Source organism: Alphaproteobacteria bacterium (assembly GCA_016699305.1).
Taxonomy (GTDB): Bacteria; Pseudomonadota; Alphaproteobacteria.
Map to the genome: position 1 here is coordinate 170,444 of CP064970.1, position 26,212 is coordinate 196,655.

The window sequence follows — 26,212 nt, forward strand, 5'->3', positions numbered from 1 at the left end:
ATCAGTGGTGGCCTGGTGCGAATTTGATTTTATGCGTGATGCTGGATTCGATGTAACACAAGTCATCACCGGGTGGTCGTGCCGCATCGGCCACGACCATCAGGTCATGCGGGGTAGTGCTCATCAATATAAGGTAATATTTGCCGTGAATATTCGCAAAATGGGCAAGACTCGGCCCCCGATCAAAATTACTCCATGGCATTTCATCCTTCTGCAATTCAGCAGAAATCTTAGGAAATACCAGCTTACCTTGATACCCCAAGAGACTCCTTATACCATTGACGGCAACCCTTACCGATTTTTCCATCATTTACCTCTTCATATGGCAGGTATGATTTGTAATAAGACCAGTCTTCCATTTTCAGTTTATCTGCAGGAATATCCCACTCCAAAAGCATGAATGGTGGCTGGATTACAGAGCGATACTTATCCGACGGATTCGTATGGATCGTCACCAACCGATCCACGCCGTCATTCTTATAGGGCAGGATTTGCCAGTATTCCAAAGGTGCATCACCAATTGCAAAGCGACTGCCGTTATCGCCAGATGTCCCGCCTTGAATAAAATTCCACTGGGTGAAGATGGGATCGCTGAACAGCGGGTTTTGGGAACGATAGAAATCGTGATGCCCCCAGCGGAGGTTTTCGATCTTATCCGGTCGCGGCATCGGATGCGTGACTCGCCGGATGGCTTCCTTAGGATCCATACGCAGCGTGTCGTTCAGCGTCTTCACGATCACCTTGCACACCGGATCGCCATCATAGACCAGCTTATAGGTGCGGCGTGGCCGCAGCCCCCAGCCGCCCAGGCAGTCGGGCGCGTAGCAGCCCAGTTTGTCGCAGGCCTGTGCTGGCACGGTGCTTCTTGCTCGCCCGCACGCGCCACCCCATGAGACTTTGGGCACGCCTTCTTCAGCATCGGCCTGCGCCGCACCGCTGGGCGGCGTTTGCGCATACACCGCGCTTGGCATCATGCCCATCAAGGCCGATCCCAAAAGAAAGACGGAGAGGACAGAGCGCGAAGCGGAAAAGGTCATCAAATCACCTCGAAGTTAAGCGGCCAGCGCAGTTGCAAATATGTTTCTTGTCCTTACACGCCCGGATATAGCGCATCCGCGCGTGCCGTGCAATGGAAATAATGTCGATTTATTACATACCCTTGGTTGGTTAATGCGCCGATCGCGCGTGCTATACAGCACACCGCCAACATTGTTTGTCTTGGCATCGCTGATGGCGATCCCCGCCGCCGTAAAATCGGCAATAATTCCTGCACCCGTCTGCTTGCTGATGTCATAGCCATAGCCGATAGTGTAGTCCAGATTCCCCGGTTTCCCATACTTTCCTGCTGCGGGAAGGTTACTTCCTCCCAAATAAAGAGGCCTGTTCTCTCCCTCCTGGAGCATCTTGTTACGCACGGCCAGATAGGCGGCGTTATCAGCATAGTTTGGAAAAAGAACGGCGAATTTCGACATGTTGGTTACTCCCGACTTGTGTGGATCAGTGGTGGCCTGGTGCGAATTTGATTTTATGCGTGATGCTGGATTCGATGTAACACAAGTCATCACCGGGTGGTCGTGCCGCATCGGCCACGACCATCAGGTCATGCGGGGTAGTGCTCATCAATATAAGGTAATATTTGCCGTGAATATTCGCAAAATGGGCAAGACTCGGCCCCCGATCAAAATTACTCCATGGCATTTCATCCTTCTGCAATTCAGCAGAAATCTTAGGAAATACCAGCTTACCTTGATACCCCAAGAGACTCCTTATACCATTGACGGCACCCTTACCGATTTTTCCATCATTTACCTCTTCATATGGCAGGTATGATTTGTAATAAGACCAGTCTTCCATTTTCAGTTTATCTGCAGGAATATCCCACTCCAAAAGCATGAATGGTGGCTGGATTACAGAGCGATACTTATCCGACGGATTCGTATGGATCGTCACCAACTGATCCACGCCGTCATTTTTATAGGGCAGGATTTGCCAGTATTCAAAGGCCGTATCGCCGATCGAAAAACGGCTTCCATTCTCACCATGAATCCCGCCCTGTATTAAATTCCACTGGGTAAAGATGGGATCGCTGAACAGCGGGTTTTGTGAGCGATAGAAATCCACACCCCTCCATCTGAGTTTTTCGATCTTGTCCGGGCGCGGCGTCGGATGCGTCACGCGCTTGATGGCTTCTTTGGGGTCCATACGCAGCGTGTCGTTCAGCGTCTTCACGATCACCTTGCACACCGGATCGCCGTCATAGACCAGTTTATAGGTACGGCGTGGCCGCAGCCCCCAGCCGCCCAGGCAGTCGGGCGCGTAGCAGCCCAGTTTGTCGCAGGCCGTGGCGGGAACGGCTTTTCTTCCCTGATCGCACGCGCCGCCCCATGAGACTTTGGGAATGCCCTCTTCATCATCGGCCTGCGCCGCACCGCTGGGCGGCGTTTGCGCATACACCGCGCTTGGCATCATGCCCATCAAGGCCGATCCCAAAAGAAAGACGGAGAGGACAGAGCGCGAAGCGGAAAAGGTCATCAAATCACCTCGAAGTTAAGCGGCCAGCGCAGTTGCAAATATGTTTCTTGTCCTTACACGCCCGGATATAGCGCATCCGCGCGTGCCGTGCAATGGAAATAATGTCGATTTATTACATACCCTTGGTTGGTTAATGCGCCGATCGCGCGTGCTATACAGCGCCGCCAGTTTGGCAAAACCGTCAACCGAGGCGCTGCCCAGCAGCTCGTTGCCATTGTCGATCAGCCCATTGCCGTTCAAGTCTCGGCACAGCAACCCATCGCCACCCGTCACCCAGGCCAGGTTCTCGGCCATGCCGTCATTGTCCAGGTCAAAATAGACGCGCGGGCGCGATTGGTCTAAGGCCGATACCTCGACCCCGTCTCCGTCCAAGTCCAACACCAACGGCGACACATTCCGCTGCGGCGCGATCTGTTGACGAATCTTCTCCAGCCAGGGGGGAACCGGATCGGCTGCACGAGATTCTCTGGCACTGGGGCTGTAGCAATCCGTCACAAAATGTGAAGGGCCAGGTCCTTGCGCAATCAAGGTTGTTGCCGATACCGTCCGGTGCATCAGGAATACCGGAAAGGATCGAGCCTATGTGCGGCATTGTCGGTGTGGTGGGATGTGAGCAAGCGGTGCCTTTGTTGATCGAGGGCCTTAGTCGTCTGGAATATCGCGGCTATGACAGCGCGGGCGTGGCCACATTGGTGGACGGCGTGATCGAGCGTCGTCGCCAGCAAGGCAAATTGGAAGGCCTGCGCGGCAAGCTGCAATCGGAGCCTTTGTCTGGGCGCGTGGGGATAGGTCACACGCGCTGGGCCACGCATGGCCGCCCGAACGAGACGAACGCGCATCCGCACGCCACCGACGAGGTGGCCGTGGTGCATAACGGGATCATCGAAAACCACCGCGCCTTGCGCCTCGAGCTGGAAGCCCAAGGCTGTGTGTTTAGCAGCGAGACGGATACCGAAGTCGTCGCCCATCTGGTCAGCCACGAACTGCGCCAAGGCAAGACTCCCGCCCAGGCCGTCGCCGCCAGCTTGAAACGCCTGGAAGGCGCCTTTGCGCTGGGGATGATCTTTGCCGGGCACGAAGACCTGTTGATCGCGGCGCGGCGCGGCAGTCCCTTGGCGGTGGGCGTTGGGCCTGGACAGCAGGTCGCCATCGGTTCGGACGCCTTGGCCTTGGCCCCCATCAGCGACAATGTAATTTATCTAGAGGAAGGCGATTGGGCGCAACTGACCCCCGGACATGTCGAGATCTACGACTCCCATGACGCGCCGGCGCATCGCGCGATGCAGCCAGGCCAGCTTTCCGGCGCGATGACCGGCAAGGGGTCCTATCGTCATTTTATGAGCAAAGAGATCGCCGAGCAGCCCGTCGTGATCGGCAACACGTTGTGCAGCTTGCTTGATGAAGCGCAGCGTAAAGTGGCGACGCCAGGAATCGCGATAGACTGGGACAAAATCACGCGCCTGACCGTCACAGCATGCGGTACCGCCTATTACGCCGGGCTTGTGGCCAAATATTGGTTCGAACGTTTGGCCGGAATGCCGGTCGAGGTGGATATCGCATCGGAATACCGCTATCGCGGCGGGCCGGTCGATCCGGCGGGTCTGTGCGTGGTGATCTCGCAATCGGGCGAGACGGCGGACACTTTGGCGGCCTTGCGACATGTGCGTCAAAAGGGCCAAAAAGTCCTGGCCGTCGTGAACGTCCCACACAGTTCCATCGCGCGTGAAGCGGATTATGTGATTCCGACTCTGGCTGGTCCCGAGATCGGCGTGGCTTCGACCAAGGCCTTTACCACGCAATTGGCCGTGTTGGCGTGCTTGGCGATCCAGGCCGGCGTGGCGCGCGGCGCGCTTACGCCCGATGCGGCGGCGGACCTGGTCCAGGCATTGACCGAGGTGCCTGCCCAGATCAACGAGATTCTACACCGGGAAGCCCAGTTGCAACATATGGCCAAGGAATTCGTCGATGCGCGCCATGCCCTCTATCTGGGGCGCGGCAGCACTTTCCCCCTGGCCCTGGAAGGCGCGCTGAAGCTGAAGGAGATATCCTATATCCATGCCGAGGGGTATCCGTCGGGCGAGTTGAAACACGGCCCCATCGCCCTGATTGACGACAGCATGCCCGTGATCGTGCTGGCCCCGCATGACGAGTTATTCGAAAAGACGGTCTCGAACTTGCAGGAGGTCCGCGCGCGCGGGGGCCGCAGTTATGTGTTCAGCGACGCGGCGGGCCTTTCGCATATCGACACCACCGCCGGTTTCGAGATGCCGACCTGTCATCCCTTGACCGCGCCGATTCTCTACGCCATCCCCATGCAGCTTTTGGCCTATCACACCGCCATCGCCAAAGGCACCGATGTCGATCAGCCCCGCAATCTGGCCAAAAGCGTGACGGTGGAGTAGGTGATCGCCCCTAACAACTGACTTCTTTAGGAGGGATCCAGGCGATTAATATGTGGCTAGGGGGATGGCACGATGCTAGGATGCAAATAGACCAGACATGATAGGTCAAAGCCGATGCGTCAGGATATGCCCGCACTATTCTTAGACCGTGACGGTGTCATTAACACCGATACAGGCTGTGCGACGGATCGTCACAATTTCTCGTTGATGCCAGGTGTGGCCCCTGTACTGCGGCATATTCAGGGGATGGGGTGGCGGCTGGTGGTGGTGACCAACCAGTCCTGGATCGGCCACGGCCATCTATCGTTGCAGGACTATCGTGATGTCACCGATCACATGCGTAGTTTGCTGTCGGCGGAAGATGTCGTCTTGGACGATGTTCTGCACGCTCCCTATCATCCCCATGCTCAAATTGAAGCCTTTCGATGTGAGAGTTTCTGGCGCAAACCGGCCCCGGGTATGATCTTGGATGCCGCCCAAAGTCTGCGCATTGATCTATCACGTAGCGCCATGGTCGGTGACCGAGCCCGTGATGTGCAATCGGCACGTCAGGCAGGATTGGCGATGTCCATCTTCATAGCTTCGCCTTTGCCTGAGACGGGCATGCCCGATCCTGATGGACCGAGCTATGCCGATCATGTGATTGAGCATGTGCGCGAACTGCCGGTGCTGTTGCGCAAAGCCAGCATACCTTCCTTGTTGGGTTATATGAACGCAAAAGGTGTAGGGCAGCGTTTGCCGGGGCTTCCTATTTAGCCGACTGGCAATCTAATAGCCATAAGTCATACACAGGATGTTCCAGGCCGGATAAAGAAGGACTGGAGGCATACATCCAGCCGCGAAACAGCACAACAGGCTGGGTACCTTGGCGCGATTCGTTGATCTCCAGATAGGCTGCGGCCTCGGGCTTTTCCTCGGGCGGCGTTTTGGCGCAAGCGCGTACGGTTACATCGAGTGTGCCAAAATGCATGGGTACGCCCACCGGTGCCAGAAAGCGTTCGGCCTTAGCTGCCACCTTGTCCAGTCCGCGCAGCACAGCGACGGGATAATATTCCATTGGGACCGGGGGTGGCTTTGATGTCTCTGATGAAGACGATACGGCCAGAGGCGGCTCGGTCGCAGCCTCTGGCTGTTCGTCAATATTCGCGCCGTCCTGATCATTTGAGTTCTGATCCGGTAAGAACGATTCATTGGGTGGCACAGAAGTATCCGCCGCATAGGCAAGGCATGGCATTCCAGCCAAGACATACAAAGCCAATATCAAACCGAGAATCCTTACTCGGCTTCCTCTTAAATGCGTGGCCATCTCGGGCGGCATCCGTGCGCTCTCTTATTCTTCCGGATCTTCCATTGCGGGCAAGGGCGCAGGATTTTGCATGGGCTTGGGTGCTGGCACTGCCGTGCGCGGAGCCGGGGGCAGTGGGGCCGGAACAGCCGAACTGCTGGACGGCAGCGCGCTCGGTGCGCTCGGTGTTAGAGCTGGCGCTGGGGCGGGAACAGCCACAGGTGCCGCCGCAGGGGCAGGTGCCGCGCCTTCGCCTGATTTCTGACGACTGAAGACCACTTGGCCGATCAGGTCTTCTAATCTCATCGGAGGTTGTGTGCGCGTTAGCTTGCCGGTGCCGTCATTGGCGATCAGGTCTTCTTCCACGCCGATCTCAAGCGACAGATAGCGCCCACCCAGCAGACCTTCGCTGGCCACCACCGCCACCGTGTCGCTGGGAATGCGAATCTCGGGTGCCAGTGTAAAGCGCACATCTGCCAGGAAGGTCTTTGGATTCAGAACCTGGCTGGATATGGTGCCGACCTTGACGCCGTTGATGCGGACATCGCTGCCCATGTGCAGGCCTTCAATATTCGGGAAGGCGGCGGTGATCTCGTAGCCTTCCACTTTGCGCAGATCGGCGCTGCGATAGGCGAAGGATAGGAAGAACGCGGCCACGGCCAGAACGACGGCGCCGATGACGGTTTCAATGACATTCCGTTTCATGAGGATTTACCTTCCCTGGAGGGTGGAGGAAACAGCCCTTTCGGACGCCGATGGTGCCGTGTCCGAAGGCGGTTGCCAAGTCTGAATATCAGCCGTACTGGCCGGACGTTGCCCGCTTGCCATAGGATGACCTGGCGGCAGCCAGGCACCGGGCAGGCCCGACAGATTGGGCCGATGGGATTTCAGCCAAGAATAATGGGATTCGCGCGGATCCAAGGGCACGTCCAGCGTGTGGTGCAGCCAACCATGCCATCGTGCCGGAACCGAACTAGAATCGGTCTCGCCAGGATAGATCACAAAGCGCCTCTCGCGCTGTCCGGGCCGTGTACGGCGGGCGCGGTAATAGCGATTGCCCGCCTCGTCCGTGCCGACCAGGCTGGCGCAAAGGCCAACCGCCAGCAGCGTACCGATTTGGGACAAACGCCGAATCCAAGAGAGTTTTCCAGTCATCACGAAGCTTTATGACAGCCTCCGGCCTCGGGGGCAAGATGGCTGCGCAAAGGGGGTCGCCCAAAGGCTTGCAGTCTGCTATCGGTAACGGCGGGAAAAACGTTCATGAACAAGAAGGTCGCCGCTGCTCTTGACTACATCATCCACATCTTCCGCCGACCACCATCCCACGGAATCATGGCCCTTGCTGAAACGCATGGCCAAGACCTATTTGCGTCCTCATATCGGGACGCTGGTGGGGGCTTTGTTGCTGATGGCCGTGGCATCCTCCATGACGGCGGCCTGGGCCAAGCTGATGGAGATGATCTTTGACGGCTTCCAGTCGCGCCAGACGGATCGTTTGATCGAACTGAGCCTGATTATCCTAGGGTCCTTTGTGTTGCGCGGCTTGGCCACTTATGGCCACAGCGTGTTGATGAGCCATATCGGCCAGCGCGTGGTGGCCACCATCCAGAATCAGACTTATGGCCATTTGATGAATTCGGATTTGTCGTTTTTCCAGGATAACGCCTCGGGCACTTTGATTTCGCGCATGACCAATGACGTGGGCATCATGCGCAGCACGGTGGTGGAATGCCTGACGGGCAGCGTGCGCGGCGTGTTGACTCTGGCCTTTTTGATCGGCGTCATGTTTTGGCAGGATTGGCGCTTGGCGCTTGGCGCATCGCTGGTCTTTCCGTGGACCGCGCTTTATGTGGCGCGCAAGGCCAAAAAACTGCGCCGCGTGGCCTCGCACACCCAGGCGGCGGTGGCCAGTTTTGCCGATGCCCTTAATCAGACCTTCCAAGGCATTCGACATGTCAAGGCCTATGGCATGGAATCGCATGAGCAGAACCGCGTGGGCGGTCTGACCGAGCGCATGTATGCGCTGGCCATGAAGGCCGCGCGCACCGCATCGGCCGCCGCGCCGATTACCGAAGTCTTTAGCGGCCTGACCATCGTTTTGGTCTTGCTGTACGGCGCGTGGCGCATCGGCGAGGGACAAAGCACGGCGGGTGCCTTGTTGTCATTCATGACTGCCTTTTTGCTGGCCTATGAACCGATGAAGCGACTGGCGCGCGTCAATCCGCAGATGCAAGCGGGCATGGCGGCGGCTGAGCGCATTTTCGCCATGTTGGATACCGCGCCTCAGGTGGTGAATACGCCAGGGGCCAAGACTTTGCCGCCGGGTAAGCATGGCTTGAAGCTGGAGAAGGTCAGCTTTCTTTATGCCGATGGTAAACCGGCCCTGACAGAGGTGGATATCGACGTGCCGCCTGGCCGCACCGTCGCCTTGGTGGGACCATCGGGGGCGGGTAAGTCCAGCGTCATCAGCCTGATCCTGCGTTTTTTCGATCCTCAGCAAGGCCGCTTGCTGATCGGCGGAACGGATATCCGCGATGTGACGCTGGAAAGCCTGCGCGGTCAGATCGCCTTGGTCAGTCAAGAGGCCGTCTTGTTCAACGAATCCGTGCGCACCAATATCGCCTATGGACGGCCAGGGGCCAGCGACGCGCAAATCGAACAAGCCGCCCGCTCTGCCAGCGCCCATGACTTTATCGCCGCCTTACCCCAAGGCTATGACACGGTGATCGGCGAGAACGGCTTATCGCTTTCCGGAGGTCAGCGTCAGCGTTTGACCATCGCCCGGGCCATGCTGCGCGACGCGCCCTTGTTGTTGTTGGACGAGGCCACATCGGCGCTGGACGCCGAATCCGAACGCGCCGTGCAGGCCGCTTTGCGTCAGTTGCAACAAGGCCGCACCACATTGGTGATCGCGCATCGGCCTTCGGCCTTGGCGGATGCGGATTATGTCTATGTCCTGGACCATGGCCGCGTTGTCGAGCATGGGACGCCCGCCGAGCTTATGGGCGGCGGCGGGCTCTATGCGCGGCTTTATGGTCTGGGTAAACCCGCATCATCATCTGTTGATGGAGTCTGATTCGATGTCCTCTTCTCGTTCCTTTGTGTCTCGGTTTATGGCGACAGGCTGGGCGCGGTTTCTGCTGGCGGCCTTGGCGCTTTACCTGTTGGCCGTGGCGGGGCTGACCTTGGCGCAACGTCACTTGATATTCCTGCCCGAACCGCGCGCCTTTTCCATCGAGAAATGGCGCCCCTTGCCGGTCGAAGTGATCCCAGTCACCACGCCCGACGGGCTTACGATCTCCAGTTGGCATGTCCAGGCCGAGGATTCCGCCCGTCCCACGATCGTCCTATTCCACGGCAATGGCGGCAATCCCGATGGTCGCCTGGATAAAGTGACGCCGTGGCTGAATGCGGGCTATGGCGTGGTCGTGGCGGGGTATCGCGGCTATGGCGGCAATCCGGGCCAGCCCAGCGAGGAAGCCTTGACCGCCGATGCGTGGCTTTTGTTGGACAGACTGGCGCAGCGCGGCATTGCCGGAGCATCGCTGATTCTATACGGCGAGTCTTTGGGCACCGGCCTGGCTGTTGCCATGGCGACTGAGCGTTCGGTGGCGGCGCTGGTTCTGGAATCGCCATATACCTCGCTGGCGGATGCGGCATCGCATCATTATCCGCTTGTGCCGGTCAGTTGGCTGTTATGGGATCGCTTTGATTCTCTTTCGCGCATCGGACAGATCAAGGCCCCGCTGTTGATCCTGCATGGCGAGGCGGATGATGTGGTGCCGGTGAAACTGGGCCGCCAGTTGTTCGAGGCCGCGCGCCAGCCCAAGCAAGGCATTTTTCTGCCCGGGCTGGGGCATAACGATCTGTTGGCTCCCGAGACTCAGTTGATGGTGCTGGATTTCCTCAAACCGCTGCCCGACGCCACAAGATGAGCGGTATGCCCGATTCTCCGTTGTTGGAAGTGCGCGACCTGGCCGTGGATTTCGCCACGCCGGGCGGGACGGTCCAGGCCGTGCGCGGGGTCAGTTTCTCGGTGCATCGGGGCGATACGCTGGCTTTGGTAGGCGAGTCGGGGTCGGGTAAATCCGTGACGGCTCTTTCCTTGATGAATCTTCTGCCCCAAGGTTCGGGCTGTGTTCGCCACGGCAGCATTTTGTTTAAGGGGCAGGATTTGGCTTTCGCCACGCAAACGCAGTGGCAAGAATTGCGCGGCAATCGCATGGCCATGATCTTTCAAGAACCCATGACCTCGCTCAATCCCTTGCATCGCGTAGGAAGGCAGATCGCGGAAAGTCTGATTTTGCATAAAAGGCTGGATAAGAACGCTGCTCGGGCCAAAGTGGCCGAGCTGTTGCGCCTGGTGGGGTTGGAGGATGCGGGCCGGTTCATGTCGGCCTATCCGCACCAATTATCGGGTGGACAGCGGCAACGTGTGATGATCGCCATGGCACTGGCCAACGATCCTGATTTGTTGATCGCGGACGAGCCGACCACGGCGCTGGACGTGACGGTGCAGGCGCAGATTCTGGATCTGTTGCTGGAACTGCGTCAGCGTTTCGGCATGGCTCTGTTGATGATCACCCATGACCTGAATATCGTGCGCCGCTTGGCCGACCGGCTATGCGTGATGCGTCAGGGGCAGATTGTCGAACAAGGGGCATCCGCGCCGATTTTCACTTCGCCTCAGCATGATTACACCAAGGCCTTGCTGGCCGCCCAACCGGGCCTGGCCCCGCCGCCGCCTGCCGCCCCTACGCCCGAGATTCTGGCGACAGAAGACTTGCGGGTGCATTTTCCCGTTTTGCGCGGCGTGCTGCGTCGTCCGGTGGATCATGTGCGGGCGGTGGACGGCGTATCGCTGCAATTGCATGCCGGACGCACTTTGGGCGTGGTGGGCGAGTCCGGATCGGGCAAGACGACCTTGGGGCTTGCCCTTTTGCGTCTGATCGACAGCCAAGGCCCCATACGCTTTGAGGGTCAGGCGATCCAGGATTTGAAGGGCAAGGCCCTGCGCCCCATGCGCCAGCGCATGCAGATCGTCTTCCAAGACCCCTATGGCGCGCTTAGCCCGCGCATGACGGTGGGGCAGATCGTGGCCGAGGGCATGGAGATTCATGATATCGGCACCCCCGCCCAGCGGGAAGACAAGGTCATCGAAACCTTGCGCCGCGTGGGACTGGACCCACAGGCGCGGCATCGTTATCCGCATGAATTCTCGGGCGGTCAGCGTCAGCGCGTGGCCATCGCCCGCGCCTTGGTTCTGCAGCCGCGCTTGATCGTCCTGGACGAGCCGACCTCGGCCCTTGACGTGTCCATCCAGGCGCAAATCGTGGGCCTGTTGCGTGATCTGCAAACCCAGATGGGCTTGGCCTATCTGTTCATCAGCCATGACCTGCGCGTCGTGCGCGCCCTGGCCCATGACGTGATGGTGATGAAAGACGGGCGCGTGGTGGAATCCGGCCCTGCCGACCAGATATTCAACGCCCCGCAACAACCCTATACGCAAACTTTGTTCAAGGCCGCCTATCTGAACGCGGGGTGATGTGATCGTTCAAGGTTCGAACTTTGCTATAGGCCATGAATATGATGATGTGCTGGATGGGATGATTGCGGCTATTCGCCGTCATAATATGATCTTAGATCGCTTGGTATCTGGCATTTTCTTAGAACATATTGGCTGCATATCCTTGGCTGCTTAAAAATAAGGAATATATTCAGAATTGTTATCAATATAGTCGTAAAGATATATATTTCTTTATTATAAGTAAAGATCATATAAAATATATATATAGAAGACATCAACGAAAAAAATAATATTAACAGTAATATTGTATCAATAATATTCAATATGAAGAAGTAACCATCAAGTATGATGGAGCCATCATCTGGATATTTATATATATGCTTATATGATATACCCCCTTTTATACATATATCGTACAATGGAGAGGATGTTATTACATTCGTAACAAACCCTGATTTTTGAGGAATTTCTTCAGGTAGAAACGAAATTTTGTTATCATCTCTACTTATCCATTGTTCTAGATGAACATTATTCGTGTGAATCTTGGAATGGAAGCCCCTGGAAAGATTTATACTAATACACTCCGTTATGTCGGATTTCTCAATTTTTGCACCCGGATTCCAAATAGCTACAACTGTCATGTATTTGTATTCATCTGAGCCGCCTTTGGATGGTAGCTCATAACGTCTCTTTTTGTAGAAAAGAAATTTAGGTTTTTTTGACAAAAAAAACCTGCATGCCCATGCAGAAACGCCAGCTATTACTAGAACAACCAGGCCGGATATTATCTGCGGAACTACATTTTCAAGGAAAATATTTCCCGTCATATAGCTACCTCTCTATCTTTTTCAACACCGGGAGGCCGATGTTCTTAAAGGCATGTTGGGGCAGAAGATGGTTGTGCATGCTCTTGAAGACCAGTCCAAGGTGTTTCATTAAAGCGATCCAGCATAAATCATGTTTCCTTACAAACAAGGGAACACAGAGACACGATGGATAATGACCGAGTGTAATATGCATGATTCCATTCGTGTTGTGCAAGTGATCAAATGAATAGAAATGACGGCCGTTACAGTAACGCGCGTTATCATTTTTTGTATTTGCAAAGAATATCGAACCTATTCTGCGTCTTCAGCAAGAATCCTAATTAGTTACGAATGTAATTCCATAGGACCCAGGCAAACCTGTCCTAGTACCGTATCAACGCTGCCTAATCCTCAAACGCAGATTCCGGCTTGGGCGCAGCACCACGGCGGCCAGGGGACGAACGGGACGCTTGTTGATTGGAGCAAATTCAAAGCGGCGCGCCAGCATGGCCAATAGCAGAACCGACTCCAACTCGGCCAGCCTTGCGCCGATGCATATGCGTGGCCCGCCGCCGAATGGGAAATAGGCGCTTTTCGCGGCAAGGGCCTGTGCTCCCATGAAGCGGGATGGGTCAAAGCGTTCGGGATGCGGCCATAGGCCGGGATGCTGGTGCAGGGCATGGATGCATCCCATCACGGTTGTCCCTTGGGGAACTCTGACTCGTCCATGGCCGGGGAACGGTACCAAGTCGTCTTGCGTTGCTTGGCGCGAGATTGTCCATACGGGGGGATAAAGCCGCATGGATTCTTGCAAGACCGCATAGGTATAGGGCAGATCCGATAATAGGGTTTCGGCACGAGCTAGGTCATTGGATGACAAGAAATCTTCGGCCTCTTGCGCCATGGCATCCGCCACTTTCGGATGCTGGGCCATCAGCATCAGCGTCCAGGATAGGGCCTGGATGGTCGTGTCAAAGCTGGCGACCATGAAGAATAAGACTTGGTCGCGCAGGAAACGCGCATTCCGATCTCCGTTGTCGCAAGCGGCGATCAGCCGCGCTAACAAGTCGTTTCCTGCCGTTGTTTGGCGGCGGCGCGCGTCGATGATCTCTTGCGCCTTGCGGCGCAGCAGTGCCAAGGCACCCTTGCATGGCGGCAGTGCCAACGCCCATTCTTGCGGCAGGGTCATGGGCGACCACATGCGAAACTCCGTCTCGCGCAGCAAGATCATGCTGGCTCGCGCAAGGGCAGGGGAGTCTTGGCACTGATGGCCGAATAATCCTTGAAGCGCGATACTCATGACGGCGGCGGCAAGGTCGGGCGCTATCGCCACGGGCTTGCCGGTATCGGTCTCTCCCGCCCAGCGTCTCACCAGATAGTCACCCGCCGATTGAATGGCGGGGATCAGGGCTTGGAGTTGCGCTTGGGCGAATGCCGGTGCCGCGCCGCGACGTTGCGACCGCCAAGATTCGCCCTCGGCGATCAACAGGCTGTCGCCGATCACGGGGCGGAAAGGCTCATAGAACGGGCTTTTTCGGTAAACTTGCGCGGCGTCTTGCAGCACATGCCGCATGGCGATGGGATGGTTCAGCACCAACATGCGTTGGCCGCGCGCCTCCAGCCATACCACCTCGGTTGATCGAGTCAGGCGCTGGAAGAATTTCAAACGATCAAGCGTCAGATTCAGCATCAAGCCCCAGCCGCGCCGATTGGCGGGAATAGAGGCGGGGGGATTTAAGATGGGGCCTGTCTGGTTCTCGTTCTCGGCTTCGGTATCGGTTTGTGTCCAGCTTTGCTGTCTATGCGCAACGGGGCACGGCATCCGATGATCCTTTCTTTCTCAATGCCCAGGCTTGTGCGGGCAAATCATCGGGATGCAGCACAGGATGCGCAAAGCCCAGATGGCGGCGTAGGTCTTTGCTTTGCTCGGGCGGCATGAGGAAACGCGCGGCCACGCATTCATAGTTTCCCACTTTTTGCGCGGGACCCACCCAATCGGGCTGATAACCAAGACGGCTTGCCAGTCGCAGCATGGATACCTCGCATGCGGTCCATATCTCGCGCAGTTGCATCAAGGCCGAGAAATCGCATAAGGCGGCGATCATCTCACGCAGCGCCGCGCTGGATTCGGCCAGACTGACCCGGCCTTCCCCGTGCCGCTCGACGACAAAGCGGCTGGCTTCCCAGGCGGCGGGATCGCGGGGCATGGGCTGATGGGCGGGCAACAAATGCCCAAACACGTCGCCCAGCATCGTCGTGCCGGTACTGGGCAACAGCCGCCAGCAGCCGCGCACTTCTTTGCGCTGATTCAAGGACAGAAGGTAAAGAGTGTCGGGCAGGTCATATTGATCGACCTCTAACCCCCGTTGCACCGATACATCCCATTTCAGTTGTTCGCGCAGCACGCGCGCGCGCAATCGGTGCATTTGAAATAAAAGGTCGGATTTGCCGCTTTGCCCTGTCATCACAATTTCGATCATCGGGATTATCCCTTGGCTGAAAAGAATGAGGATGCATGTATTTTCATAAATCCAAAGGCGGGGCATGATCCATGAAAACAGGGGAATAACTAGTTACCATCGTATTTGTATTTGTGATGCGAAGGCATGCGGTTATGAGTACGATTGTATGCTTATTTCCATTCGCAAACCAACTGTGCCAGATGCTCGATCCACCGACATAAAGAGGTATTTCAATGAATATCGTCCATCCAGAGTCCAATCCAACATTCGCCCAACTGTTGTCCTGCCATCTGGTGGCGCGGCGCGGCTATCGCGCGGATATCGATATCCCCGAATTTTTACCTGTGGTCCAAGCATGCGATATGGTGCTGGTGCGTCCCAATTTACAGGGTTTGCAGATCGTGGTTCTGGTGGATGGCGAGGCGGATCCGGATCGGGCATTCGCCTTGTCGCACGAGGAACTTCAAGCATGCGCCGCCAGATTGCGAGAAAGACTGGGGCAAGAGAAACTGGTGCTTTCCCTATCCGTGATCGAGATTCACGCGCGTCCCGTTAGCGTGGCGGATCGGCAAAGATTAAATCGACTGCCATGCGCCGCGCCTGTCCCGATGGTCACGCATGTCTGGCATGTCGATGTCACGCGCGGCGATATCTGGACGAATATGCGGCTGGGCGGTTTATTGAGCTACAAACCCATGCTGCAAAGCGTGTGGCGGCGGCGATGGTGTTCGCAAGATCGCCTGTTCCAAACGCCCCTTGTGCCGATCCCCGCGCGCCCCGGTCCGCCGGTTTTGACTCAAGCCATGCTGATTGCTTTATTGATCGTCTATGTGGCGGAGCTGATGCTTCAAATGGGGATGTCTGGATTCCAGTTCAGCCCCGATGCTCAGACATTGACGGCGATGGGCGGCCTTAGCAATCGAGCGGTACTGAAATTCGGAGAATGGCACCGTCTGCTAACGTCAACCCTGCTGCATGGCAGTGTGCTGCATCTGATCTTCAATGGCATCGCCTTGTATATGGCCGGTCTGGTGCTGGAGTCGATTTTGGGCCGCGCCTGGCTGTTTGCCTTATTCGCTATCGGCGGATTGGCTGGCGCTTTGTTGTCGTTGACGCTGAATCCTTTAAACAGTCTTTCCATCGGGGCATCGGGTGCCATCATGGCCTTGTTGGCGGCGGCCTTTATCGTCAGTTTCCGTTTGTCCTCGAATATCGATCGCGACAAAATCCAGATTCAGTTGATGCAAATTCTCATTCCCTCTCTGCTGCCTCTGACATTTGGCATAGGCGGACACAAGGTGGATTTCAGCGCCCATCTGGGCGGCGCTTTGGCCGGGCTGGCCATGGGCTGGGCATTGCTGGCCGCATGGTCGGACTCTTCGCCCCATCCGCCCTTGCGCGCTGTGGGGATGATCCTGGCCGTGTTGGCAGGGTTAGCCTATGGCGGCTCGGCTTTGGCGGCTGTCGATGCCTATCAGCGCATTTGGTCGCAGCAAGCTTGGTTGGCGGATGACAAATTGATGGAGTCGCAAGGTCGCACGCTTGCCCAGAGTCAAACGCTGACAGAACGCTATCCCCATGATCCCCGCGCCCATATGTTCTATGGCCTTCATCTGTTGCGCGCCATGCGCAGGGCCGAGGCCGAGCAGGCCTTTCGAACGGCGCTTGAGGAAGATGCGATCTTGACCCATATGCTGGATCCCGGTCTTAAACCCGCTCTTCAAGCGGCTTTGGCCGCCACTGTCGCGCTGGATCCGCACCGCCTGGCCGAGGCGCGTGGCTTGGCCCAACCCGTCTGTATCCAGACAGTTCATGCGGATATTCGCCAGCGTTTAACCCAATCGGGATTGTGCGACAGCCGTTAGATTACATACGCAGTGGCGACAGATGCGTGGCGATGCCGTCACGCAAACGGACATCTATGTCTGGCATAATGTCTTGCAACAGGCGGTCGCTGGCCCGGTTCATGGCTTCGGCATCGCTGACATCGTCGGCCAGGTTCATGCCCACGGCGCGATCCACCTCGACATCGACAAAGCCGTTATAACGACGGTCTGGCACGTCCGCGATCACTGAAAGCTTAACGCGCGCTTCGGCGGAAAGTCGGCGGCGGTCGCCTATGAACCAATCATCCGAGGGGATGATATGGATTTTCCCGCTCAACCGTGCATCGCGCAACAGAACCGTTACGCGGCCATCCATGCCCGAGGCGCGTATGTTGTCCATCATCCAGCGCTGAGCGGAGTCGGCCAGAGCCATGCCAAAGCTAGAATCGGGGGCCATACGGGGCAATTGATGCAAAAACCGTATCTCGGACACATTCAAGACGATGGGAGCCACCGGCGGCGGTGTCAGTACGACCGATTCGGAATCCATCTCGGCACAGCCTGTCGCCAGCATTGTGCAGATAAGAAAAGCGGCGCTCAACGCCAGACTCCGTAATGACCGGTGCGTTTGCATGATGTGTACCCTTTCTGTCGCGGTTTCTTGTCCCAGGAAACGCATCCAAGATCAAGCCTCTTGCGCCTGACTCCGCCATGCGCCCGAACTTGGCCATAATCGATCCCCACAGTGACGCCAAACCCGTGCGCAATCAAGACTGCTGAAGCTGCCTCCATGTTACACCGCCGTCGCAACAAATCCACGCCCCATCGCCGTCCGGCCAAGACGGCGCGGCGAAAATCTGCGCCTGCCAAGCCTCGGCGCGTGCATCGAGGGGGATGGTTGCGCGGATTGGTGCTGCTTGGCCTATGGGTGCTTATTGGATTGGCGCTGATGGTCAGTTGGTATGCGTGGGACATGCCCGATCCGCGACAGGCAGTCGAGGCCGAGCGGCGGCCATCCATTACCCTGCTTTCCAACGATGGCAAGGTTTTCGCCCGCTTTGGCGAATTCCACGGCGAAAACTTGGCCGTGGCCGACCTGCCACCTCATCTGGTGCAGGCCGTACTGGCGGTCGAGGACCGACGTTTTTATAGCCATTTTGGCGTCGATCCTTTGGGCTTGGTGCGAGCGGTTGTCAGAAACTTGGGGCGAGGGCATTTGAGCCAGGGCGGATCGACGATCACGCAGCAATTGGCCAAGAATTTGTTTCTGTCGCCGGATCGCACCATCCGGCGCAAAGTCCAAGAAGTGCTGATCGCGGTGTGGTTAGAGCGGAATTTCACCAAGGATGAAATCCTGGCCGCCTATCTGAATAAGGTCTATTTCGGGGCGGGCGCTTTTGGCGTCGATGCCGCTTCGCAGATTTATTTCGGCAAGAGCGCGCGCCATATCAGCTTGCGCGAAGCGGCTGTATTGGCTGGGCTGTTGAAGGCCCCTTCGCGCTATGCACCGACCAGCAATCCCAACGAGTCGGCCTTGCGCACGTCCCTGGTGTTGGACAGCATGCAAGATGCCGGTTTCTTATCCCCCGAACAAAGGGCGCGTTTATCTCTTGAACCGCCGCCTCCCCGGGCTAAGCCGGGGGCGGCAGGCGACGGCTTGTATTTCGCCGATTGGGTGATCGAGCAGGCGGCGGGATTGACCGGCGGAGATTTTGGGCATGATGTGATCATCCAGACGACGTTGGACATTAAACTGCAACGCGCCGCTGAACGGCATTTGGATTCCATCTTGGCGTCGGCCAGCGCGGACCAGGTAGGGCAGGCGGCTTTGGTCGCTTTGGCGCCCGATGGCGCGGTGCGGTGCTTGGTGGGTGGACGTGATGCGCGGACCAGTCCTTTTAATCGTGCGACTCAGGCCAAGCGTCAGCCCGGTTCCGCCTTTAAGCCGATCGTTTATCTGGCGGGGCTTGAAAGCGGGCTGGAACCGGACAGCATCATGAACGATCAACCGATCCGCATGCGCGGCTGGCAACCCGAAAATTATGACGGACGTTGGCGGGGGCAGATGCCCCTGCGCGAGGCACTGGCGCAATCCATCAACAGCATTGCCGTACAGGTGCTGCAACAGGCAGGTATCACAAAAGTCCGCGATATAGCGGCCAGGCTAGGAATCACCACGCCTATGGGCCGAGACCTTAGTCTCGCATTAGGCACCAGCGAGGTCACGTTGATGGACCTGACCACCGCTTATGCGACTTTCAGCCAAGGCGGGCATGCCGTATTGCCCTATGCCATCGAGGAAGTCCGCACGCCCCAAGGAACGGTGCTTTATCGCCGTCCGGACGTGTCCACGCCCCAAATCGCCTCGGAAGATCGCGTGTCGGCCCTGGTGTCGATGATGCGCGACGTGGTGACGGAAGGGACAGGCAAGCGCGCCGCCTTGGGCAGCCGTCCGGTGGCCGGCAAGACGGGGACCAGCCAGGATTATCGTGACGCTTGGTTCGTCGGCTTCACCGCCGACATGACCATGGGCGTCTGGATGGGCAATGACGACAACAAACCCATGCGGAAAGTCGTGGGCGGCAATTGGCCCGCGCAGCTATGGCATGACGTGATGGCCGAGGCCAGCGCCGGCCTGCCGGAACGCGATCTGCTATCGGGCGCGGTGGTGGCCGAGGAGGGGCAGGATCCCGTGAGCGTGGGCAACGGCGATCAAGGTTCGGACATGATCGGCAATCTCATCGACTGGATCGACAAGCTATAACGATGCGACCAAGAGCGTCCCTCAGAAGCCCGCGCCCGCCCGTCATATTCTTGTGATCCATACTTGTTGAGGGGGGCGGTTTTATATGAATAGGGCATGCCTTGTCGTGGGCCTCCCTCTCCTGACCTGGCCGATGGTGCTGGGGTTCAGAAAGGATTCTGCGATTCAGCCCCTTTCAGGCCATCCACGGCCCGTTAAAACCCAAAAGTCAAAAGACGGTCTCCAGGGCGAAGGCTGAACCATCGTTCACCCCAAACAGGCCCATAGGAGGGGCAAGGAAGGGCCTGTAGAAAAAAGCTAGGGTAAGGAGCATCCAGACCATTTCAGGCCATCCACGGCCCGTTAAAACGGAAAAGTAAAAAGATGGATCGGCAGGATAACGAGGAAACCGACAGACGCGACGAACAACGCCCCCTATCTGACAGGCAGGACGGAGAATAAGATAAGTCTAATTTACTTTAAGGACGTAATAAAAAAAATAATGTATGCCTAATTTAATAGGAAAACTGATTTCATTATCATAGATATGAACACAGGCACTCATGACACCCGGCGCATAGTGATCATATGAAAACGCAGTGTAATAACCAATAAAGTATCCAACAGTATATGTCGCGCCATACAGTGCAAAAGTATCATTTATATCGCTGATTCCAAGAATATTGTTTATTGCAGCGCATAGCTTTTGTTCAGAAATTGGTAGATATAAAACTAGCTCGTTACTATTTGTTCCAATATTTGGAATTGCCGCGTATCCACCAATAATATATGGAACATAATCTGTAGTCCAAAAACCTCCACCATCCAAAATTTTATTGGCTCCTTCTGGCGGTTTTTGTAGAACAACTCCACCGCCACTGACATCAAAGACATGGCAAGACTTATCTGATGGTGCATTTGGATTTGTATAGCCACTGACAACATTGTTTTCAAAGCTGATTTGTGTATCTGTGCAGCCCTTTCCCAATACCCTATCCACAGCAAATTTCACTTCATGGGCATATCCAAGAATGGCCGTTGCCTGTGCTTTGGCTTTGACGGCGGAGGTATCGCTATTGAACGAACCCGACCCCGCCGCAATGGCAGAGACCAAGACGGCCAGAATCGCCACGATGTACAGAATCGGCCCTATGGCAATGCCACGCTGATGGGTTTGCCTCATGCTGTTTGACCTTGCCATGCTTCACAGAAACGCAGCCCCCTTGAGAGCCGTGCCCCCCGTTACCCTGTGCGATCATCGGCTTCGCAGCCTGTACCACCCCCAATCCATAGCAATTTCATTCAGTCCCCGCAAACCAGCCATCCAGGATATTTGAAAGAAACCAACCGTTAGAGGGATCGAAACCGCCAAAAGTCAAAAGACGGTCTCCAGGGCGAAGGCTGAACCATCGTTCACCTCGAACAGGCCCATAGAGGCCCGTAGGAGTGGCAAGGAATGGGCTGTAGGGAAAAAAGCTAGGGTAGGAGCATCCAGACCATTTCAGGCCATCTACGGCCCGTTAAAACCCAAAAGTCAAAAGACGGCTCGGCAGGGTAACGAGAAGGCCGCATGATTAGCGGGGGACAAGAACTGAACGGAAATAGGTGTACCCACTTGCATTACGTGCCTGTCCACATCCCATCATTTTACCGATAGTTGCCTTGGCGTCATACCCAGATTCATTATCCTTTGTGTATGAACCGTGAAAATAAAGGTTTAAACTCCCCCAAATGCCACTAGAGTAATTATTCCCAGAACTTAAGATATCTACGCCAAGCATAGTATTAAGTGCGTTACAAACACTTGGCTTGATGTCATGCGTGACCATGACAAGAGATGCGGGACTTGAGTCAGAACGGCACCCAGCAGAAGGCCCACCCTGATACCCGCCACTGGCTGAGCCAACGCCACCAACACACGAGTTCCCATGGTAAACCCAATACCCATTCGTGTAACCTGTTTTAATAGCACTGTAGATATTATCATCAGGCTTCTTCCAAACAATGCCGCCACCATTGACATCAAAGACATGGCAGGATTTATCGGATGGCGCGTTCGGATTCTCATAGCCACTGACAAAAGGATTTTCAAAGCTGATTTGTGTATCTGTACAGCCTTTCGCTAGCACTCTTTCGACAGCAAATTTCACTTCATTGGCATATTGGAGAATGGCGGATGCCTGGGCTTTGGCGCTGACGGTGGAAATATCGCCATTGAACGAACCCGACCCTGCCGCAATGGCAGAGGCGGTGACGGCCAGGAGAGCCACGATGAACAGGATCGGGCCAATGGCTATGCCGTGCTGATGGGTTTGTCTCATGCTCCCTGTCTTGTGCCCGTCCTTGACGGAAACGCGGCCCCCTTGAGAGCCGTGCCCCCCGTTACCCTGTGCGATCATCGGCTTCGCAGCCTGTACCACCCCCAATCCATAGCAATTTCATTCAGTCCCCGCAAACCAGCCATCCAGGATATTTGAAAGAAACCAACCGTTAGAGGGATCGAAACCGCCAAAAGTCAAAAGACGGTCTCCAGGGCGAAGGCTGAACCACCGTTCACCTCGAACAGCCCCATAGAGGCCCGTAGGAGGGGCAAGGAAGAGGCTGTAGGGAAAAAAGCTAGGGGGCAAGGAGCATCCAGCCCCTTTCAGGCCATCCACGGCCCGTTAAAACGGGAAAGTCAAAAGATGGTTCGGCAGGGGAACGAGGAAGCCAGCAGTCGCGGCTAGTTTCTCCCGCTACCCCCCCCAAACTGTTCTGTTATGCAGCACATAGAAGAAGTAGTGAAGACCCAGCGGCAATCCTGGTGTTCCAGCATTTGGCATAGACAAATTTATACATCCAAATTGACCATGTTCCCCAGTGCCCCAAGAAGAATAGATGCCCACAAATTTATTGAGTACTACAGCGCCGTAAGTACTATTATTACCACCTAAATTTATTATTGCATTGCATATATCATCACTTAACCCGGGCAGAAGTATTGCTATATCGCCATTCGCAGCATTATTCGTGACTGCACCTCCCATGAGATTCATATAACCAGTAAACACATATGATTGATAGTTTAAGGGAACGGAACTCAAATCAATCCCGGATGGTGGATTTTTCCAGACAATACCGCCGCCATTAACATCAAAGACATGACAGGATTTATCGGATGGTGCATTTGAATTTGTATAGCCGTTGTCGATAGGGTTTTCAAAGCTGATTTCCGTATCGGTGCAACCCTTAGCAATCACTCTATCCACGCCGATTTGCAACTCATTGACATATCCAAGAATGGCCGTTGCTTGGGCTTTGAGTTTAACCGCCGAGATATCACCATTGAACGCGCCCGACCCCGCCGCAATGGCAGCGGCCAGGACAGCTAGAATCGCCACGATGAACAAGATCGGCGCTATGGCTATACCGCGCTGATTGGTTCGCCTCATGCTGTTTGTGGCCTTGCCATGCTTTACGGAAACGCAGCCTTCTCAAGCGAGAAGACCGCGCCCCCCGTTACCCTGTGCGGTCATCGGCTTCCCAGCCTGTACCGCAATCCCGGCCCTAGTGTAGCGTCTGCATAGCGCTGTTGCAATGAGGGGTCCAGGGGGGCGAGGCCCCCCTGTGATTGTGCGTCAAGTGCTGCAGCACCGAAAGATCAAGGCGTTGGATCATCAAAAATATGACGGGTGGTAAGATCAGACGCCTTAGACGAAATAATCGAAGACGTTAATGTAGGTATAATAATTATAGCTGTAACCGTCTCTTGGGTCTTGAGCATCGCCCACCATATTGGCGATGGAGGTGCCTGTGGATGTGGAGATCGAAGTTTTCTGGAATTCTGAGGCGGGTGTTTCCACGGTGTCATAGTCCTTACTGAATTTGCCCGCGCTCAGCTGAATGGCATAAGAGGGAGATTTTGAAACGTCGCCGCCTGTCTCGCGCGTGGTGCGCAGAACATAATTTCCGGCGGCCATATCGAATTTGTCCGCTCTCATCTTGTCATAGGCTGTCTTTAGGTCGCCGCTGGTGGCTTCGCTGTCGGCGATGACACGGCCATTTTGTAGGACTTCGACTCGAACAGGAGGCCGAGTTGAGGTATCAACGACGCTCTCATCATCTGTTCTACTGGTGGTCAGGGTCAGGCCCACTTGTGTCGATGCGCTGAGGCGAAAGCTGAAGTGATCGACGCGATCTTTGTTTGTGAGGGCGCTGACAACGGTCAGACGTGTTCGATCCGCCGTCAGCGTGCCGATGGCCCGGGCGTTCAAGATGTTCTCTCCGCTGACGTCTTCAGTCGCCTGACTATAGGAGAGCGGATTGCGATACACATCGGTGTCGATGGTCAAGGGCATGGGGTCCCCGCCTTATAGATAAACTGTCCGAGTCCATTTTTTCCCTAAATGGTTGAGAATTTGTTACGATGCGTGTGGGGTAAGCAGCTCCCCCCGAAAAACCTCTTTTATTGATCCTGCACACTCCCCGTCAGCAACCGATCTAACCGTGCCGAGAAAAGGGCGGCATCATGTGGGGGCAGGCCTTCCAGGATGCGGGCTTGATCCAGTAGCAGCCAGGCCGAGTCGGTCATGTGTTGATCCGCTTGGCCTTGCTGGGCGCGAGTCAGCATGGCTTGCACCAAGGGATGGCCGGGGTTGATCTCCAACACGCGCTTGACCGGGTCGGGCAATTGTTTGTGCATGCGCAGCAGTTTTTCAAGATGCATGTCCAGATCGCCGCCATCGGCCACCAGACAAGCCGCGCTTTCGGTCAGCCGCGCCGAGGCTCGCACGTCTTTGACGGCGTCCGACAAGGTGGCTTTCATCAGAGTCAACAAGGGGGCTAGATCGCGCGATGAATCGTCTTGCGCGGGGGCGGCTTCGTCGGTTTTCTTGTCATCACGCTTCGCGCCCGAGTCCATGTCCATTTTGACAAAATCCGCATCGCCGCGCGTGACCGAGCGGAACGGCTTGTCCTGGAAGGCTCCAACCATACTGATCCAAAAATCGTCCACGGGATCCGTCAGCAAGGCAACCTCGATTCCCCGCGCGCGGAATCCCTCAATCTGCGGACTGCGCTTTAAGGTTTGCGCGTCGTCGCCCGTGATGAACCAGATGGCATCCTGTCCAGGCTTCATGCGCCCGATATAATCGGTCAGGGAAACCGGCTGGTCGGGCGAGGTGGTGGTGCGGAATCGCAGCAGGCCCAAAAGCGTGTCGCGGTATTCGCCGCCCGTGTCGTCGTACAGACCTTCCTTTAGCACCGAGCCAAAATTGTCCCAGATATTTGCGTAGGTTTCCGGCTTGTCCTGGGCGCAGCGTTCTAATTCTTGCAGCGCGCGCCGAGTGATGGCACCGCGCAGACGGTGCAAGATGGGGTCCTCTTGCAGCATTTCACGGCTGATATTGAGGGGGAGGTCCTCGCTGTCCACCACGCCGCGCAGGAAACGCAGCCAGGGAGGAATAAGGCCCTGCGCGGCCTCGGTGATGAACACGCGCTTGACATACAGCCGCACCCGATGGGCGCGCTTTGGATCGAACAGGTCCAAGGGGCGCGACGAAGGCACGAACAGCAAGGCCGTGTATTCCATGCGGCCTTCGGCGTGCCAATGGGCGGTCAGCGCCGGTTCGTCAAAGCTATGGGCCACATGGTGATAGAATTCGCGCAGGTCGTCTTCGCTGATCTCGGATTTGGGCCGCATCCAAAGCGCCTTGGCCCGATTGATCATCGGGGCCGTGTCGTCCTCGCCCAACAGGATCGGAACGGCGATATGGTCCGAGTAGGTATGGACGATGTGCTTGATGCGTTCCTCGGTCAGGAATTCATCGGCATTTTGCTTAAGGTATAAAGTGACGCATGTGCCGCGCGGCGATTGTTCGGCCTCGCTGACCACAAAATCGCTCTTACCGTCCGAACGCCAGCTCCATCCTTGCTCTTCGCCCGCGCGGCGGCTGGTCACCTCCACCATCTCGGCGACCATGAAGGCCGAATAGAATCCAACGCCGAACTGTCCGATCAACGACAATGGGTTCGAAGCATCCGCCGCCCCCGCCGCCTTGTCGATGAAATCCGCCGTGCCGGAACGGGCGATGGTGCCCAGATTTTCGATCAGCTCGTCCCGGTTCATGCCGATGCCGTTGTCGATGACGCTCAGCGTCCGCGCCTTAGGGTCCACGGATATGCGGATACGGAACGCAGGATCGCTGTCCAGTAATTCGGGGCGGGTGAGGGCCTCATAGCGTAGCCGATCGCACGCATCCGCCGAATTCGAGATCAATTCGCGCAGAAAAACATCGCGGCCGCTGTACAAGGCGTTGGCGACAATGTCCAACAGCCGGGCGACCTCGGCTTGAAAGCAAAGCCGTTGTTCGGCCATGGTGATGCTCCTCTGTTCGAAACGTTAACAAGTGCGCGACCTTCAAAGTAAATCTGTTGGCCAGGTTGTCAACTCTTTGGTTGTTTTCTCAAATGTGGATAGAAATCAAGCCCATATTGCGCGACATTTTGTCACGCAGACAAAAGTCCAGTTTAACCATATCTTAACGCTGGAAGTAAACTCCTCGGCACTGTATAACGTTCTGACTTCGGTGTAGTCTGGTTCCGGAATGGATGGCGGCCAAATGTCTGCTGACTTCTCGTACGGACAGACA

Annotated in this window: 24 protein-coding genes; 7 read left to right on the forward strand and 17 right to left on the reverse strand. The window is 56.2% G+C overall.

The window, feature by feature from the left end; translation table 11 throughout:
• Position 1: 1 nt before the first annotated feature.
• From IPI58_00840 to IPI58_00860, 5 genes are read right to left on the reverse strand one after another with little or no spacing between them, the layout of a single operon-like run.
• Complete coding sequence (locus IPI58_00840) at positions 2 to 262, reverse strand: hypothetical protein (protein QQR69265.1); 261 nt, start codon at positions 260 to 262, stop codon at positions 2 to 4.
• A complete protein-coding gene (locus IPI58_00845; protein QQR69266.1) occupies positions 246 to 1,037 on the reverse strand; it encodes a hypothetical protein in 792 nt (263 codons plus the stop codon). The genes IPI58_00840 and IPI58_00845 overlap by 17 nt, the downstream gene beginning before the upstream one ends.
• A 15-nt stretch (positions 1,038 to 1,052) precedes the next feature.
• Entirely contained in the window at positions 1,053 to 1,472 is a 420-nt protein-coding gene (locus IPI58_00850) for a hypothetical protein (protein QQR69267.1), read from the reverse strand.
• 25 nt (positions 1,473 to 1,497) lie between these two features.
• Positions 1,498 to 2,532, reverse strand: a complete 1,035-nt coding sequence (locus IPI58_00855) for a hypothetical protein (GenBank protein QQR69268.1) — start codon at positions 2,530 to 2,532, stop codon at positions 1,498 to 1,500.
• A gap of 15 nt (positions 2,533 to 2,547) precedes the next feature.
• The gene (locus tag IPI58_00860; protein QQR69269.1) at positions 2,548 to 3,087 is read right to left on the reverse strand and encodes a hypothetical protein; all 540 of its coding nucleotides are present in this window, start codon (positions 3,085 to 3,087) and stop codon (positions 2,548 to 2,550) included.
• 26 nt (positions 3,088 to 3,113) lie between these two features.
• Between IPI58_00860 and glmS the strand changes: the two genes are divergently transcribed.
• Positions 3,114 to 4,934, forward strand: a complete 1,821-nt coding sequence (gene glmS, locus IPI58_00865) for a glutamine--fructose-6-phosphate transaminase (isomerizing) (protein ID QQR69270.1) — start codon at positions 3,114 to 3,116, stop codon at positions 4,932 to 4,934.
• Between the two features lie 126 nt (positions 4,935 to 5,060).
• Complete coding sequence (locus IPI58_00870; protein ID QQR69271.1) at positions 5,061 to 5,690, forward strand: HAD family hydrolase; 630 nt, start codon at positions 5,061 to 5,063, stop codon at positions 5,688 to 5,690.
• On the opposite strand, the gene IPI58_00875 is transcribed toward IPI58_00870, so the two are convergent.
• The 3 genes from IPI58_00875 to IPI58_00885 all read right to left on the reverse strand — a co-directional run bounded on the left by IPI58_00875 (position 5,683) and on the right by IPI58_00885 (position 7,374).
• Entirely contained in the window at positions 5,683 to 6,039 is a 357-nt protein-coding gene (locus IPI58_00875) for a DUF2155 domain-containing protein (GenBank protein ID QQR69988.1), read from the reverse strand. The two genes, IPI58_00870 and IPI58_00875, sit on opposite strands and share 8 nt — an antisense overlap.
• A 225-nt stretch (positions 6,040 to 6,264) precedes the next feature.
• A complete protein-coding gene (locus IPI58_00880) occupies positions 6,265 to 6,924 on the reverse strand; it encodes an outer membrane lipid asymmetry maintenance protein MlaD (protein ID QQR69272.1) in 660 nt (219 codons plus the stop codon).
• A 6-nt stretch (positions 6,925 to 6,930) separates the two neighbouring features.
• Complete coding sequence (locus IPI58_00885; GenBank protein ID QQR69273.1) at positions 6,931 to 7,374, reverse strand: NADH:ubiquinone oxidoreductase subunit NDUFA12; 444 nt, start codon at positions 7,372 to 7,374, stop codon at positions 6,931 to 6,933.
• Between the two features lie 196 nt (positions 7,375 to 7,570).
• Here IPI58_00885 and IPI58_00890 point away from each other — a divergent pair, with 196 nt between their 5' ends.
• The 3 genes from IPI58_00890 to IPI58_00900 are packed head-to-tail and all read left to right on the forward strand — an operon-like array spanning position 7,571 to position 11,764.
• Positions 7,571 to 9,295, forward strand: a complete 1,725-nt coding sequence (locus tag IPI58_00890; GenBank protein QQR69989.1) for an ABC transporter ATP-binding protein — start codon at positions 7,571 to 7,573, stop codon at positions 9,293 to 9,295.
• A 4-nt stretch (positions 9,296 to 9,299) separates the two neighbouring features.
• Positions 9,300 to 10,154 (forward strand): alpha/beta hydrolase, encoded by an 855-nt coding sequence (locus IPI58_00895; GenBank protein QQR69274.1) that lies wholly within the window; start codon positions 9,300 to 9,302, stop codon positions 10,152 to 10,154.
• Positions 10,151 to 11,764 (forward strand): ABC transporter ATP-binding protein, encoded by a 1,614-nt coding sequence (locus tag IPI58_00900; protein QQR69275.1) that lies wholly within the window; start codon positions 10,151 to 10,153, stop codon positions 11,762 to 11,764. Before IPI58_00895 ends, IPI58_00900 begins: the two co-directional genes overlap by 4 nt.
• A 71-nt stretch (positions 11,765 to 11,835) precedes the next feature.
• On the opposite strand, the gene IPI58_00905 is transcribed toward IPI58_00900, so the two are convergent.
• From IPI58_00905 to IPI58_00915, 3 genes are all read right to left on the reverse strand, one after another.
• Entirely contained in the window at positions 11,836 to 12,573 is a 738-nt protein-coding gene (locus tag IPI58_00905) for a hypothetical protein (GenBank protein ID QQR69276.1), read from the reverse strand.
• A 373-nt stretch (positions 12,574 to 12,946) separates the two neighbouring features.
• The gene (locus IPI58_00910) at positions 12,947 to 14,374 is read right to left on the reverse strand and encodes a cytochrome P450 (protein ID QQR69277.1); all 1,428 of its coding nucleotides are present in this window, start codon (positions 14,372 to 14,374) and stop codon (positions 12,947 to 12,949) included.
• Positions 14,352 to 15,032 (reverse strand): conjugal transfer protein TraI, encoded by a 681-nt coding sequence (locus tag IPI58_00915; protein ID QQR69278.1) that lies wholly within the window; start codon positions 15,030 to 15,032, stop codon positions 14,352 to 14,354. Before IPI58_00915 ends, IPI58_00910 begins: the two co-directional genes overlap by 23 nt.
• Before the next feature lie 215 nt (positions 15,033 to 15,247).
• Between IPI58_00915 and IPI58_00920 the strand changes: the two genes are divergently transcribed.
• Positions 15,248 to 16,879, forward strand: a complete 1,632-nt coding sequence (locus tag IPI58_00920) for a rhomboid family intramembrane serine protease (protein ID QQR69279.1) — start codon at positions 15,248 to 15,250, stop codon at positions 16,877 to 16,879.
• Position 16,880: 1 nt separating this feature from the next.
• Here IPI58_00920 and IPI58_00925 read toward each other — a convergent pair whose 3' ends face one another.
• Complete coding sequence (locus IPI58_00925; protein QQR69280.1) at positions 16,881 to 17,474, reverse strand: hypothetical protein; 594 nt, start codon at positions 17,472 to 17,474, stop codon at positions 16,881 to 16,883.
• A gap of 156 nt (positions 17,475 to 17,630) precedes the next feature.
• Here IPI58_00925 and IPI58_00930 point away from each other — a divergent pair, with 156 nt between their 5' ends.
• Entirely contained in the window at positions 17,631 to 19,604 is a 1,974-nt protein-coding gene (locus IPI58_00930) for a PBP1A family penicillin-binding protein (protein QQR69281.1), read from the forward strand.
• 448 nt (positions 19,605 to 20,052) lie between these two features.
• On the opposite strand, the gene IPI58_00935 is transcribed toward IPI58_00930, so the two are convergent.
• From IPI58_00935 to htpG, 5 genes are all read right to left on the reverse strand, one after another.
• Positions 20,053 to 20,766, reverse strand: a complete 714-nt coding sequence (locus IPI58_00935; GenBank protein QQR69282.1) for a hypothetical protein — start codon at positions 20,764 to 20,766, stop codon at positions 20,053 to 20,055.
• Between the two features lie 391 nt (positions 20,767 to 21,157).
• Positions 21,158 to 21,904 (reverse strand): hypothetical protein, encoded by a 747-nt coding sequence (locus IPI58_00940; GenBank protein ID QQR69283.1) that lies wholly within the window; start codon positions 21,902 to 21,904, stop codon positions 21,158 to 21,160.
• 414 nt (positions 21,905 to 22,318) lie between these two features.
• The gene (locus tag IPI58_00945) at positions 22,319 to 23,014 is read right to left on the reverse strand and encodes a hypothetical protein (GenBank protein QQR69284.1); all 696 of its coding nucleotides are present in this window, start codon (positions 23,012 to 23,014) and stop codon (positions 22,319 to 22,321) included.
• Positions 23,015 to 23,272: 258 nt separating this feature from the next.
• Entirely contained in the window at positions 23,273 to 23,920 is a 648-nt protein-coding gene (locus IPI58_00950; GenBank protein QQR69285.1) for a hypothetical protein, read from the reverse strand.
• 107 nt (positions 23,921 to 24,027) lie between these two features.
• Entirely contained in the window at positions 24,028 to 25,938 is a 1,911-nt protein-coding gene (gene htpG, locus IPI58_00955; GenBank protein ID QQR69286.1) for a molecular chaperone HtpG, read from the reverse strand.
• Positions 25,939 to 26,212: the final 274 nt, after the last annotated feature.

Excerpts from the sequence above, each read along its gene's own strand:
- IPI58_00950 (QQR69285.1), bottom strand. The coding sequence starts at position 23,920 with ATGCCCTTGACCATCGACACCGATGTGTATCGCAATCCGCTCTCCTAT.
- IPI58_00880 (QQR69272.1), bottom strand. The coding sequence starts at position 6,924 with ATGAAACGGAATGTCATTGAAACCGTCATCGGCGCCGTCGTTCTGGCC.
- htpG (QQR69286.1), bottom strand. The coding sequence starts at position 25,938 with ATGGCCGAACAACGGCTTTGCTTTCAAGCCGAGGTCGCCCGGCTGTTG.
- IPI58_00845 (QQR69266.1), bottom strand. The coding sequence starts at position 1,037 with ATGACCTTTTCCGCTTCGCGCTCTGTCCTCTCCGTCTTTCTTTTGGGA.
- IPI58_00895 (QQR69274.1), top strand. The coding sequence starts at position 9,300 with ATGTCCTCTTCTCGTTCCTTTGTGTCTCGGTTTATGGCGACAGGCTGG.
- IPI58_00925 (QQR69280.1), bottom strand. The coding sequence starts at position 17,474 with ATGCAAACGCACCGGTCATTACGGAGTCTGGCGTTGAGCGCCGCTTTT.
- IPI58_00860 (QQR69269.1), bottom strand. The coding sequence starts at position 3,087 with ATGCACCGGACGGTATCGGCAACAACCTTGATTGCGCAAGGACCTGGC.
- IPI58_00890 (QQR69989.1), top strand. The coding sequence starts at position 7,571 with ATGGCCAAGACCTATTTGCGTCCTCATATCGGGACGCTGGTGGGGGCT.
- IPI58_00910 (QQR69277.1), bottom strand. The coding sequence starts at position 14,374 with ATGCCGTGCCCCGTTGCGCATAGACAGCAAAGCTGGACACAAACCGAT.
- IPI58_00920 (QQR69279.1), top strand. The coding sequence starts at position 15,248 with ATGAATATCGTCCATCCAGAGTCCAATCCAACATTCGCCCAACTGTTG.
- IPI58_00850 (QQR69267.1), bottom strand. The coding sequence starts at position 1,472 with ATGTCGAAATTCGCCGTTCTTTTTCCAAACTATGCTGATAACGCCGCC.
- IPI58_00870 (QQR69271.1), top strand. The coding sequence starts at position 5,061 with ATGCCCGCACTATTCTTAGACCGTGACGGTGTCATTAACACCGATACA.
- IPI58_00855 (QQR69268.1), bottom strand. The coding sequence starts at position 2,532 with ATGACCTTTTCCGCTTCGCGCTCTGTCCTCTCCGTCTTTCTTTTGGGA.
- glmS (QQR69270.1), top strand. The coding sequence starts at position 3,114 with ATGTGCGGCATTGTCGGTGTGGTGGGATGTGAGCAAGCGGTGCCTTTG.
- IPI58_00900 (QQR69275.1), top strand. The coding sequence starts at position 10,151 with ATGAGCGGTATGCCCGATTCTCCGTTGTTGGAAGTGCGCGACCTGGCC.
- IPI58_00915 (QQR69278.1), bottom strand. The coding sequence starts at position 15,032 with ATGATCGAAATTGTGATGACAGGGCAAAGCGGCAAATCCGACCTTTTA.
- IPI58_00930 (QQR69281.1), top strand. The coding sequence starts at position 17,631 with ATGTTACACCGCCGTCGCAACAAATCCACGCCCCATCGCCGTCCGGCC.
- IPI58_00905 (QQR69276.1), bottom strand. The coding sequence starts at position 12,573 with ATGACGGGAAATATTTTCCTTGAAAATGTAGTTCCGCAGATAATATCC.
- IPI58_00945 (QQR69284.1), bottom strand. The coding sequence starts at position 23,014 with ATGAGGCGAACCAATCAGCGCGGTATAGCCATAGCGCCGATCTTGTTC.
- IPI58_00935 (QQR69282.1), bottom strand. The coding sequence starts at position 20,766 with ATGAGGCAAACCCATCAGCGTGGCATTGCCATAGGGCCGATTCTGTAC.
- IPI58_00885 (QQR69273.1), bottom strand. The coding sequence starts at position 7,374 with ATGACTGGAAAACTCTCTTGGATTCGGCGTTTGTCCCAAATCGGTACG.
- IPI58_00940 (QQR69283.1), bottom strand. The coding sequence starts at position 21,904 with ATGAGACAAACCCATCAGCACGGCATAGCCATTGGCCCGATCCTGTTC.